This is a genomic window from Ruegeria sp. CE12 (assembly GCF_056537525.1).
Window position 1 is genome coordinate 578,275 of the sequence record NZ_JBQFRS010000001.1, and the last position, 11,609, is coordinate 589,883.

The following is an 11,609-nucleotide window of genomic DNA, read 5'->3' on the forward strand; positions in this document are numbered from 1 at the left end:
CCCTAGCGCGAGGAAACGTGACTGTCAGGTGCGACTAATCATTCCGTGGCAAGAATTTTCTGCATCAGAACAAGGTCCAACCAGCGATTCCATTTTCGGCCAACCTCGGGCATCCGGCCGACTTCGGTGAACCCAAGTGCTGAATGAAATGCGATTGCACCGGGGTTGTCGGATGAAACACCGGCGACCAGAACATGCACACCGTCCGCACGTGCGACGTCTTCAAGAGCAGCCATCAATGCCCGCCCCAACCCCTTACCCCGCGCAGCAGGAGACAGCTGAATGGAGTGCTCACGTGAATGTGCGTAGCCCGGGCCGCCCCGGAATGGGCCATAGGTTGCAAAACCCAGCACTTGACCGTCTGCTTCGGCCACCAGATACCGGTTTCCACGCGCTTCAACATCTGCAGCAATGCTTTCAATACTGCGTTCATCGGTGGTGAAGGTGATCAGCGTCTCGCGGATGATTGCATTTGTTATCTCAGCGATTGCCGGGGCATCCCCAACTTTGGCTGTTCGTACCATCATTCCAACACGCGCATCCCGCGCGGTGTTTCGAATTCTGCTCGCATGGCCACAGGTCCGGAATCAAACTCGACCAGTTCCAGTGGTCCCAGCAGTTTCGCCAGATCAAGCGCGTCAGGATGAAACACGACAAGGCGGCGCAACCTGCAGCCACTGGCCTGTAACATCTGCGCAGGGTGCAGATCGCCCTGCCACTGAATCAGCGCTGGAAACAGGTTATCAAATGGCAGGCGTCCCGAAGGTGGAACAGCCATACGCCACCTCAGCGCTCCGCGTTCCAGATCTATTGGCTGCCCGGCCCCTTCAGATAAAGAAACAAGGTCAGCTTCAATATCTTCCACACGGCAAATCCAGTTGGTCAGCCGTGGGGTGCCTGAAAACCGGTCCAGATCGAACCAACGGGGAAATTCTGGCGCGGGCGCATTCGGATCGACGGCAATGGCCTCAAGGTAAAGACCATCCGCCAGCCCCAACAGCCGGTTATAGGTTCCGAATCTGGCGTGCTTGCCGCCTTCCTGTAGCTTAACGCCCAACGCTTCTTCGACATGAGCGGCAGCTGCTTCAAGCGTTTCGCCCGCGACTGCCAAATGATCCAGAATCATACGCTCTCCCCTTCGGTATGACCTCAAAGAAAAAGCAGCGCGCGGGTGCACGCTGCTTTCAATGTCATCTTCGCCGAAAAATTCCGGATGGCAAGAGTGCCTTGGCGCGTTATCCGCGGGCTTCCCCAATCAGGCGCAGGATGTCCTGTGCCGCCTCGGGGATATTCGTGCCCGGCCCAAAGATCGCCTTGACGCCGTGATTATAGAGGAACTGGTAGTCCTGTTGAGGGATAACGCCACCACAGATCACGATGATATCTTCGGCTCCGGCTTTCTTCAGTTCCTCGACCAGTTGCGGTGCCAGCGTCTTGTGACCCGCTGCCTGCGAAGAGATGCCGATGACATGTACGTCGTTGTCCACAGCGTCCTGTGCCGCTTCGGCGGGTGTCTGGAACAGCGGTCCTACATCGACGTCAAAGCCGATATCAGCAAAGGCTGTTGCGATGACCTTGGCCCCCCGGTCATGACCGTCCTGTCCCATCTTGACCACCAACAGGCGGGGGCGGCGGCCTTCAGCTTCGGCGAAGTCTTCGATGGACTTCTGGATCGCGGCAAAGCCTTCATCACCTTCGTAGGCCGCGCCGTAAACACCGGCCAGGGTTTTCACCTCGGCACGGTGACGGCCGAACTCTTTTTCCATTGCCATGCTGATCTCTCCTACGGATGCGCGGGCGCGGGCGGCCTCGACCGCAGCAGCCAGCAGGTTTCCGCCCTCTTGGGCAGCCTTGGTCAAAGCGTCCAGCGCATGTTGGCAGGCAGCCTCGTCACGGGTCGCACGGATGCGTTCCAAACGCGCGACCTGCGCTTCGCGTACGGCCACGTTGTCGACGTCCAGAATGTCGATCGGGTCTTCCTGTTCCTTGCGGTACTTGTTGACGCCGACGATTACCTCTTCGCCTCGGTCGATCATCGCCTGACGACGGGCTGCGCTTTCTTCGATCCGCAGCTTGGGCATACCGCTGGCAACCGCCTTGGTCATACCGCCCATTTCCTCGACCTCTTCCATCAAGGCCCAGGCTTTCTCGATCAGCTCATTGGTCAGACTTTCGACGTAATACGAACCCGCCAGCGGATCGACCACATCGGTCACTCCGGTTTCCTCTTGCAGCACCAACTGCGTGTTCCGCGCGATGCGGGCCGAGAAATCGGTGGGCAGTGCAATTGCCTCGTCCAGAGCGTTTGTGTGCAGCGACTGGGTCCCGCCCAGAACCGCGCTCATCGCCTCATAAGCGGTGCGGATCACGTTGTTGTACGGGTCCTGTTCCTGCAAGCTGACGCCCGAGGTCTGGCAGTGAGTGCGCAGCATCTTGGACCGTTCAGATTTCGCACCAAAATCGGTCATCACTCGGTGCCAAAGCGTACGCGCAGCGCGCAGTTTGGCGATCTCCATGAAAAAGTTCATGCCGATGGCAAAGAAGAAGGACAGGCGGCCAGCGAACTTGTCCACATCCATCCCCGCCTGCGTCGCGGCACGGACATATTCGCGGCCGTCGGCCAGCGTATAGGCCAGCTCCTGCACAAGGTTCGCCCCAGCCTCTTGCATGTGATAGCCCGAGATCGAGATCGAGTTGAATTTCGGCATCTCGTTCGACGTGAATTCAATGATGTCCGAGATGATCTTCATCGAGGGTTCAGGCGGATAGATATAGGTGTTGCGCACCATGAACTCTTTCAGAATGTCATTCTGAATGGTGCCGGACAGAACCGATTTGTCATGCCCCTGCTCTTCGCCCGCTACGATGAAGCTTGCTAAAATCGGGATCACCGCGCCGTTCATGGTCATTGAGACCGAGACCTTGTCCAACGGAATGCCGTCGAACAGAATCTTCATGTCCTCGACACTGTCGATGGCCACGCCGGCTTTGCCGACATCGCCAACCACGCGCGGGTGATCACTATCATAGCCCCGGTGCGTCGCCAGATCGAAGGCCACCGAAACACCCTGCTGACCGGCGGCAAGATTGCGGCGATAGAAGGCGTTCGATTCTTCGGCGGTTGAGAAACCGGCATATTGACGAATAGTCCAGGGACGACCGGCATACATGGTTGCCTTCACCCCACGCGTAAACGGTCCGATCCCCGGCAGCGACCCCATATGCGGCAGTTCAGCCGTGTCTTCCTGCGTATACAGCGGCTTGACGTCGATGCCTTCCAGCGTCTCCTTGGTCAGGTCGTCCAACGGGCGACCGCGCAGCTCTTTCTCAGCCAGCGCCTGCCAGTCTTTCGTATCGGTCATTGCGATTTCCTTTTCTCAATTCGGTTCGCGCCAGGCCGCAGCCCGCGCGTGGTGGTGTTCGGTGGCACCCTTTCAAGGGTGGTTGAGCGCAACATTTTGATGGCTGCGCGCATTTCGCCGGTCGCATTCACCGCTGCAGGGGCTATATTCAAACGAACAGGAGGCCCCATGACACGAACGCTTGCCCTTGTTTTATCGGCACTATTCCCGCTGGCAGCCATGGCCGCCGACGGGGCTGCACCCGCTGAAGACGAATTCGTCCGCCCCGCAGGTGAGAGCGATTTGAGCGAATTTCTGTGGGTCAGTCGGCCCATCGTTGTCTTCGCCGACACGCCCGCAGACCCGCGATTCCAACAGCAGATCGACATGCTGCTTGATGGTGAAGACGCCATGCGCGACCGGGACGTCGTCGTGTTGACCGACACCGACCCATCCGCTCGTTCTCCGATCCGGTCGCAACTGCGCCCACGCGGATTCCAGATGGTGTTTGTTGACAAGGATGGTGTCGTCAAACTGCGCAAACCTTCACCTTGGAGCGTGCGCGAAATCGGCCGATCCATCGACAAAACACCATTGCGAGAACGCGAAATCCGCGAACGTCGCGAGGGTGGTTGAAACAATGGCAAAGAGGTGATGCTTGGAACAGGGATCATCTCACGCACCCCTCTAAAGTGTCAGCGTCCCGAGAACGCGGTTTCGGGGGTAACGAGCCCCAAAACCTTAACCAAAGGTAGCCGACCGTCAGAACAACGATCACCGCTGTTAGGATCGCCCACACACCATCAAGTTTCGTTGTCGCCGATAAACGGGCGAGCCACGATGCACCCAGAATGGCTATGACAACACCCGTCGCAAGTCCCATAAGTTCGGGCCAGTCGCCGTAAACCAAGCGAGTGAGCGCCGCGTAGGTTATTCCAGCAACAACACCAGAGGTTACAAGAGCCGCATTCACCGTCTCAATTGAGACGCTTTCGCACCGCAAAGGGCACTCCACATAGACGAGCATCAACCATGACAGCACAAATTGCACTGCCATCGTTAGCATGCTGATCCATATATGGTGGATGAAGCTCATGTTAGTTTGCGTCTACTCGAACTCGATGATCACATCGTCCACCGCAAGGCTGTCGCCGGGGCCAGCATTTACCTTGGCCACAACACCCTTTTTTTCGGCGCGCAGGATGTTTTCCATCTTCATCGCTTCAACGGTGCAGAGCGCCTGACCTTCCTGCACTTCCTGCCCCACTTCTACGTCGACTTTGACGATCAGTCCCGGCATCGGGCACAGCAGCATTTTCGACGTATCAGGCGGCAGCTTTTCTGGCATCAGCTTGGCCAGCTCTGCCGCGCGTGGGCGGCGGACATGCACCTTGAGATCCGCGCCACGGTTCCGAATGCGGAATCCACCGGACACTTTGCCAGCTTTTAGCACTAGCGGGCTGCCGTCGACGTCCAGGACGGCCAACTGGTCGCCGGGCGTCCAGTCGGATGCGACACGCAAGGTCGATCCATCCTCAAATTTGACAGTCGCGCCTTCTTTGTCCGCGTTGACCTGAACTGCGTATTCCTGTCCTTGCAGCGACACTACCCAGCGTTTGCCAACCTTGCGCTCGTGATTGTCCATCCGGCCCGAAACACGAGTACGACGGATTTCCGCAACCCGGTGCATGGCGGCACATGAGGCAGCAATGCGACGCAGATCGGTTTCAGACAGTTCAACGCCTTCAAAGCCGTCTGGATACTCTTCGGCGATGAAAGCCGTAGTCATATCGCCACTGATGAATTTGGGATGATCCATCACGGCCGACAGGAACGGCAGGTTGTGACCGATCCCCTCGACCTCGAAACTGTCGAGCGCGACCCGCATCGCCTCGATGGCTTGCTCACGGCTCGGTGCCCATGTGCACAGCTTGGCGATCATCGGATCGTAGTACATGCTGATCTCGCCGCCCTCGTAAACGCCGGTGTCGTTGCGCACGGCTGCGTCACCACTTGGGGCCTCACCCTGCCACTTGTCATTGACCAGCAACGGACCCGCCGCGATTTCCTGAGGCGGGCGATAGCGGGTCAGACGACCGATGGATGGCAAGAAGTTACGATACGGATCTTCCGCATACAGACGGTTTTCAATGGCCCAGCCCGTCAAGGTCACGTCGTCCTGCGTGATGGACAGCGGCTCACCCGCGGCTACACGGATCATCTGTTCAACCAGATCGACGCCTGTGATCAGTTCGGTCACCGGGTGTTCCACCTGAAGGCGGGTGTTCATTTCGAGGAAGTAGAAGTTCTTGTCGCCATCAACGATGAACTCCACCGTACCGGCGCTGGCATATCCTACGGCCTTGGCCAGCGCGACGGCCTGCTCACCCATCGCGCGGCGAGTATCCTCATCAAGGAAGGGCGACGGTGCTTCTTCCACAACCTTCTGGTTGCGGCGCTGGATCGAACACTCACGCTCACCCAGGTAGATGCCGTTGCCGTGACTGTCGCAAAGTACCTGAATCTCGATATGGCGCGGTTGGGTCACGAATTTCTCGATGAAAATCCGATCATCGCCAAAGGAATTCGCGGCCTCGTTCTTGGATGACTGGAAACCTTCGCGTGCCTCTTCATCATTCCACGCGATCCGCATGCCCTTGCCCCCGCCACCGGCACTGGCCTTGATCATCACCGGGTAACCGATCTGCTGGCTGATTTTGACGGCCTCATCCGCGTCTTCAATCAAACCCATATAACCAGGCACGGTGGAAACGTTGGCATCCTGCGCGATCTTCTTGGATGTGATCTTGTCGCCCATCGCCTCGATGGCGCCTTTCGGTGGGCCGACAAAAGCGACGCCCTCGGCCTCAAGCGCCTCGGCAAACTTGGCGTTTTCTGACAGGAAGCCATAGCCTGGGTGAACAGCCTGTGCACCGCTTTGACGAATGGCATCCATCACCTTGTCTATGACGATATAGGACTGGTTGGCCGGGGGTGGGCCGATATGCACGGCCTCGTCCGCCATTTCCACATGCAACGCCTGTTTGTCCGCATCCGAATAGATGGCAACCGTGCCGATTCCCATCTTGCGCGCGGTTTTAATGACCCGGCAGGCGATCTCGCCCCGGTTGGCGATCAGAATCTTGTTGAACATGGAACGTCCTTTGTCTTGGTGTTCTGGGAACGCAAAAACGCCGCTGCAGGGCGAAAGCCCCACAACGGCGTGATGCGTGATGGCGGTCGGGGCAACGGATGCCCCGCAATGTTCTTGTTAGCTGCAGTTCTTCTGTGTCTTGCAGTAGAGCACGTTTCCTGCGGCCCCGACTGCGGCTCCGAATATCGGATCTGCGTTGAGGACGGCCGCACCGACCGCACCGGCGCCGCCACCAAGCAGCGCTTGCTCGCCGGTTGTGTCTCCGCAGGCCGAAACGCCCGCACAGGCGGCCAGTACAAGGATAAGTCGTGAGATTCGCATGATATCTGCCCCTTAAGATTTTTTGTCGCGATCGGGTGCAGATGCCGGAATAACCCGCTGTTATTCAATATCAGATCCGAAGATCCCGACTTTTGCGCAGATATTTGCTGCTTTAAGACTGATATACGCGCAAAGAAAAACGCGGACAGGACTATGTGGGGAACACAAGCCTGCCCGCGGAAGGAAGGGGTACGGAATAGTAGGTGCATGTGCGGCGCAGGCAAAGTAGAGCCGCACGGCCCGCTCACCTTGCATGGCACAATTCCACCCGCCAACCGGTCATTGTTTCCATTTGAATTTCCGGCTGGTTTCTGCCCATCCGCAGAATTTCCGCGCAGAAATGCGCCGACAGCGGCCTTAGTCGTAAAGGGAAAATGCGCCACATCACCCAGATAAATAGCGCCTTTTTGTCCCTGAATACTGGACGTTGCGATATGTGCCGCCGTCTGGACCAACTTCAGCCAACCCCGTCAAAGATATCGGGAAAGGACTGCCGTGCTGCATCCAGATCAATGACCAGAAGTGCGTCATAACTTTCAGGATCAAACGGGTCTTCTGCCGCGATAACCTCACGCCCGAAAAGCCAGCTCAGACGACCGGCATCCAGATTGCCACGCTCAAATGGCTGATCACCAAAATGCTCCCACAGCGCTTCCATAAAAGCTGTATCCGCGCGCCGATCTGCCGGTTTGCGATCCCGGAACCGTTCACGTTGGGTTATTGGCGTCACGCCCTTCGGATTGGCGCGCCGGATTGTGAACTGAAAATCAGTGCCGGCTAAACGACCGGGAAATCCGCGATGTTTCAGCATACCTGCACCTCGCCGGTCAAACTGTTAGAATAAAAAAGAAAAAGGCTTCCGTTCCGGAACGGGTTCTTCATGCGCACCTCCAAAGCCGCATCGTTTCGCTGAAACGCGCCAACAACATGAGATGGTCCCCTCATGGTCAGAGCCCCTCCCAGATACACTGGGATTGTTCCAGCCGATAGGCTTCGAAAAACTGCGTGGCATCGGGCGAGGCATTGCCGAATTCGATCGCGCGGTCGGAGAAAGAGATGACCACAAGCGCTGGCTCCAACTGGTGCTTATTTACGTAAGGGACAGCCAGAGTTTCACACAGATGCGCCATGTCCGTCGAAGCCACGTCATAGCCGATCCGCCCTACAGTCGAGCCGATCTTTGGAGCGATGAAACGGAAGCGCAACCACAGCTCGCCCGGATTGTTATCGAGCAGCACATCGCTCAGTTCGACAGGCTGGCCTGAGGGAACGGGCAAAAGGGCATCGGTTAGCCCGGCAGTGGGTGCCATCAGGGCAAGAGCCAGAACAAGAGCACGGCCCCGGCCCTGCCAATGGCAGGCTCCTCCTTCCGGGGCCGCGTGCGCAGCACCTGTGGTGTGCACGATTCTATGTCTGGCAGAGCAATTCATGGCGCCGATTCGTCGCTAGTGTCAAATTGCGAGGGTGAAGTGATCTCGATCAGCTCCATATCGTCCGAATGTCGCACTTCGCGATGCACGATCCCGGGTGGTTGCAGAATGCAGGACCCTTCTCGCAAAAGATGCTCGCCCTGCCCTTCGTATTCGAAGACAACCCAGCCCTTGGTGACATAAACCATCTGAAAATCCAGTTCATGCGAATGCCAGGCGCCCGGGCTTTCCATCCCGGGAACGGCCCGGATCACATGAGCCCCGAACTTACCCTGTGTCGCCTCTTTGATCCCGAGGTCCCGGTATTCAAAAAAGGCGCGCAATCCCTCGCCGAAAAACGGGGACGTGTCGGCGTGGGATACGTTAAAGGCTTGGTTTTTCCAGATTTGAGACATCCGTCACCAATGGCTGTTGATCAGGCTTTCAGTTGGACTGCGTACATCACAAAGGAATGTTGTCGTGTTTTTTCCAGGGGTTCTTCAGCTGCTTGTTCCGCAGGCTGGCAAAGGCCTTGGAAACACGGCGGCGGGTTGATTGTGGCATGATCACCTCGTCGATAAAGCCACGCTCGGCCGCAACGAAAGGATTGGCGAACCGGTCTTCGTAGTCCTGCGTGTGCTGCGCGATCTTCTCAGCATCTCCCAGATCGGCACGGTGGATAATCTCGGTCGCGCCTTTTGCACCCATCACCGCGATCTCGGCCGTGGGCCACGCATAGTTGAAGTCTCCGCGCAGGTGCTTGGAGGCCATAACGTCATACGCACCGCCATAAGCCTTACGGGTGATCACGGTGACCTTTGGAACCGTGGCTTCGCCATAGGCAAACAGCAGCTTGGCACCGTGTTTGATGACACCGCCATATTCCTGCGAGGTTCCCGGCAGGAAGCCCGGCACATCTACAAAGGTCAGGATCGGGATTTCAAAGCAGTCACAGAAGCGTACAAACCGCGCCGCCTTGCGGCTGCTGTCGATATCCAGACAGCCCGCCAGAACCATAGGCTGGTTTGCTACGACACCTACAGTCTGCCCCTCGAGCCGGATGAAACCAGTGATGATATTCTTGGCGTAATCTTCCTGAATCTCATAGAAATCGCCCTCATCCGCCACTTTGGTGATGAGTTCTTTCATGTCGTAGGGCGTGTTCGGATTTTCCGGGATCAACGTATCCAGCGAAGTTTCAATCCGGTCGGGCTCATCAAAGAATGGGCGAACGGGTGGTTTTTCGCGGTTGTTGAGCGGCAGGAAGTCGACGAGGCGACGAACCTCGGCCAGTGCCTCGACATCGTTTTCAAAAGCACCGTCTGCGACGGACGATTTCTTGGTGTGGGTCGATGCGCCGCCGAGCTCCTCTGCAGTGACGACCTCATTCGTGACGGTTTTCACAACGTCGGGACCAGTCACGAACATATAAGAGGTGTCTTTAACCATAAAGATGAAGTCGGTCATCGCAGGGCTGTAGACCGCACCACCGGCACAGGGGCCCATGATGACGCTGATCTGCGGCACAACGCCCGAGGCCATGATGTTGCGCTGGAACACCTCGGCATAACCCGCGAGCGAGGCCACGCCTTCCTGGATTCGCGCACCACCCGAGTCGTTGATGCCGATCACCGGCGCGCCATTCTGCATCGCCATATCCATGATCTTGCAGATTTTCTGGGCGTGCGTTTCAGACAGCGATCCACCGAAGACGGTGAAATCCTGCGAAAAGACATAGACCATACGGCCGTTGATCGTGCCCCAGCCGGTCACAACGCCATCACCCGCAGGCTTTTGATTTTCCATTCCGAAATCGGTACAGCGGTGACTGACGAACATATCGAATTCTTCGAAACTGCCTTCGTCCACCAACAGCTCGATCCGCTCACGCGCGGTCAGTTTCCCGCGGGCATGCTGCGCATCGATACGCTTTTGCCCACCACCCAGTCGCGCGGCTTCGCGACGATCTTCGAGCTCGGAAAGGATGTCCTTCATCACGTTGTCCCCTGTGAAATTTTCCGGGACAATATAGGTTGCTGAAGGTGACCCAAAGGCTTTTTCCGCAAATTTGCAAAATTTTGGAAACCAGCCACGTGACAACTGCAAATTTGTTAATTAACGAATTAAGCCATCAATCTGATAGTAATTCCGAAATACAGGCTCTAAGTGTGAACCATGCAGTTCAGTTCGCGCTCGATCGGGCACACTCCACCAACGCTTGCCACGCTGGTCCTGTTGTCAGGATTGTCAGCGCTGAGCATGAATTTGTACCTGCCCAGCCTACCCTTCATGGCTGTCTATTTCGACACCGACTACAAGGTGATGCAGCTTTCGATCGCACTGTATTTACTTGTAAATGCGCTCATGCAGATCCTGATCGGCCCCATCGCGGACAAAGCCGGTCGCCGACCGGTGCTACTGTGGGGTCTTGGGCTCTTTCTGCTGGCGACGCTTGGTTGCATCTATGCCCCGAACGTCGAACTCTTTCTGTTTTTTAGAATGAGCCAGGCTGTCATCGTTGTTGGCCTTGTCCTGAGTCGGGCCGCGGTTCGCGACATGTTCGAACAGGATCAGGCGGCATCAATGATTGGCTATGTGACAATGGGCATGGCGGTTGTTCCGATGATAGGGCCAGCCATTGGCGGGGTGCTGGAAGAAAGCTTCGGATGGAAGGCTAATTTCTGGCTGCCATTCGGATTGGCCGTTTTGGCATTGGCGCTGACCTATATGGATTTCGGTGAGACGTCGGCCAAAAGCGGCAAGACATTGATGCAGCAGTTTCGGGAGTATCCCGAATTGCTGACCTCACCCCGGTTCTGGGGCTATTCGCTGTCCTCGGCTTTGTCCTCGGGCGCTTTCTTCGCCTATCTGGGTGGCGCACCCTTCATTGGAACCGAAGTGTTCGGACTGACGGCCGCCGAAGTGGGCATCTATTTTGGCGCTCCCGCTGTAGGGTACTTCTTTGGCAACTTCATAAGTGGGCGTTATTCGGTTCGCTTTGGCGTCAACAGAATGGTCCTGTGGGGATGCTGGTTGAATGCAATTGGCGTCGCGCTATCCGCTGCCCTGTTTCTTGTGGGTATGGGAACTGCATTCAGCTTTTTTGGCTTCATGACCTTTGTGGGCCTCGGAAACGGTATGTCCATCCCCAACGCAACTGCTGGTTCCTTATCCGTGCGCCCGCATCTTGCCGCCACGGCGTCAGGATTAAGCGGTGCAATCATGCTGGGTGGCGGCGCGGCTTTGAGCGCACTTGCCGGAGCTTTACTGACCCGTGAAACCGGCGCAATGCCCTTGCTATGGCTGATGCTCGCGACCTCGATCCTGGCCATTATTGCCATCAGCAGTGTCATTTGGCGTGAACGGCAACTGGGACTTTAGGTC

At 57.0% G+C, this 11,609-nt stretch carries 11 protein-coding genes; 2 read left to right on the top strand and 9 right to left on the bottom strand.

Going from position 1 to position 11,609, the window contains the following annotated elements:
• Positions 1–38 precede the first annotated feature (38 nt).
• The 3 genes from ACR0IO_RS02880 to scpA form a co-directional block, all read right to left on the bottom strand.
• Positions 39–527: an N-acetyltransferase family protein gene (locus ACR0IO_RS02880; protein ID WP_480739415.1), complete on the bottom strand. Its 489-nt coding sequence runs from the start codon at positions 525–527 to the stop codon at positions 39–41.
• Positions 524–1,126, bottom strand: a complete 603-nt coding sequence (locus ACR0IO_RS02885) for a VOC family protein (RefSeq protein ID WP_155145281.1) — start codon at positions 1,124–1,126, stop codon at positions 524–526. The genes ACR0IO_RS02880 and ACR0IO_RS02885 overlap by 4 nt, the downstream gene beginning before the upstream one ends.
• A 109-nt stretch (positions 1,127–1,235) precedes the next feature.
• On the bottom strand, positions 1,236–3,362 hold the full coding sequence (scpA, locus tag ACR0IO_RS02890) for a methylmalonyl-CoA mutase (RefSeq protein ID WP_480739419.1): 2,127 nt from the start codon (positions 3,360–3,362) through the stop codon (positions 1,236–1,238).
• A 168-nt stretch (positions 3,363–3,530) separates the two neighbouring features.
• Between scpA and ACR0IO_RS02895 the strand changes: the two genes are divergently transcribed.
• Positions 3,531–3,977 (top strand): DUF4174 domain-containing protein, encoded by a 447-nt coding sequence (locus ACR0IO_RS02895; protein ID WP_170331654.1) that lies wholly within the window; start codon positions 3,531–3,533, stop codon positions 3,975–3,977.
• A gap of 472 nt (positions 3,978–4,449) precedes the next feature.
• Here ACR0IO_RS02895 and ACR0IO_RS02900 read toward each other — a convergent pair whose 3' ends face one another.
• From ACR0IO_RS02900 to ACR0IO_RS02925, 6 genes are all read right to left on the bottom strand, one after another.
• Entirely contained in the window at positions 4,450–6,495 is a 2,046-nt protein-coding gene (locus ACR0IO_RS02900; RefSeq protein WP_480739422.1) for an ATP-binding protein, read from the bottom strand.
• A 117-nt stretch (positions 6,496–6,612) separates the two neighbouring features.
• Positions 6,613–6,816: a hypothetical protein gene (locus tag ACR0IO_RS02905; protein WP_155145288.1), complete on the bottom strand. Its 204-nt coding sequence runs from the start codon at positions 6,814–6,816 to the stop codon at positions 6,613–6,615.
• Between the two features lie 457 nt (positions 6,817–7,273).
• Positions 7,274–7,627 carry a hypothetical protein gene (locus ACR0IO_RS02910; protein WP_155145290.1) on the bottom strand — a complete coding sequence of 118 codons (354 nt, stop codon included), beginning with the start codon at positions 7,625–7,627 and terminating at the stop codon, positions 7,274–7,276.
• A gap of 136 nt (positions 7,628–7,763) precedes the next feature.
• Positions 7,764–8,219, bottom strand: a complete 456-nt coding sequence (locus tag ACR0IO_RS02915; protein ID WP_480739424.1) for a DUF6497 family protein — start codon at positions 8,217–8,219, stop codon at positions 7,764–7,766.
• Positions 8,220–8,242: 23 nt separating this feature from the next.
• A complete protein-coding gene (locus ACR0IO_RS02920; protein ID WP_480739427.1) occupies positions 8,243–8,641 on the bottom strand; it encodes a cupin domain-containing protein in 399 nt (132 codons plus the stop codon).
• A 46-nt stretch (positions 8,642–8,687) separates the two neighbouring features.
• Complete coding sequence (locus ACR0IO_RS02925; protein ID WP_155145296.1) at positions 8,688–10,220, bottom strand: acyl-CoA carboxylase subunit beta; 1,533 nt, start codon at positions 10,218–10,220, stop codon at positions 8,688–8,690.
• Between the two features lie 180 nt (positions 10,221–10,400).
• On the opposite strand from ACR0IO_RS02925, the gene ACR0IO_RS02930 reads away from it, so the two are divergent.
• Positions 10,401–11,606, top strand: coding sequence for a multidrug effflux MFS transporter (locus tag ACR0IO_RS02930; protein ID WP_480739430.1), 1,206 nt, complete (start codon positions 10,401–10,403; stop codon positions 11,604–11,606).
• Positions 11,607–11,609 lie beyond the last annotated feature (3 nt).

Excerpts from the sequence above, each read along its gene's own strand:
- ACR0IO_RS02880 (WP_480739415.1), bottom strand. The coding sequence starts at position 527 with ATGATGGTACGAACAGCCAAAGTTGGGGATGCCCCGGCAATCGCTGAG.
- ACR0IO_RS02885 (WP_155145281.1), bottom strand. The coding sequence starts at position 1,126 with ATGATTCTGGATCATTTGGCAGTCGCGGGCGAAACGCTTGAAGCAGCT.
- scpA (WP_480739419.1), bottom strand. The coding sequence starts at position 3,362 with ATGACCGATACGAAAGACTGGCAGGCGCTGGCTGAGAAAGAGCTGCGC.
- ACR0IO_RS02895 (WP_170331654.1), top strand. The coding sequence starts at position 3,531 with ATGACACGAACGCTTGCCCTTGTTTTATCGGCACTATTCCCGCTGGCA.
- ACR0IO_RS02900 (WP_480739422.1), bottom strand. The coding sequence starts at position 6,495 with ATGTTCAACAAGATTCTGATCGCCAACCGGGGCGAGATCGCCTGCCGG.
- ACR0IO_RS02905 (WP_155145288.1), bottom strand. The coding sequence starts at position 6,816 with ATGCGAATCTCACGACTTATCCTTGTACTGGCCGCCTGTGCGGGCGTT.
- ACR0IO_RS02910 (WP_155145290.1), bottom strand. The coding sequence starts at position 7,627 with ATGCTGAAACATCGCGGATTTCCCGGTCGTTTAGCCGGCACTGATTTT.
- ACR0IO_RS02920 (WP_480739427.1), bottom strand. The coding sequence starts at position 8,641 with ATGTCTCAAATCTGGAAAAACCAAGCCTTTAACGTATCCCACGCCGAC.
- ACR0IO_RS02925 (WP_155145296.1), bottom strand. The coding sequence starts at position 10,220 with ATGAAGGACATCCTTTCCGAGCTCGAAGATCGTCGCGAAGCCGCGCGA.
- ACR0IO_RS02930 (WP_480739430.1), top strand. The coding sequence starts at position 10,401 with ATGCAGTTCAGTTCGCGCTCGATCGGGCACACTCCACCAACGCTTGCC.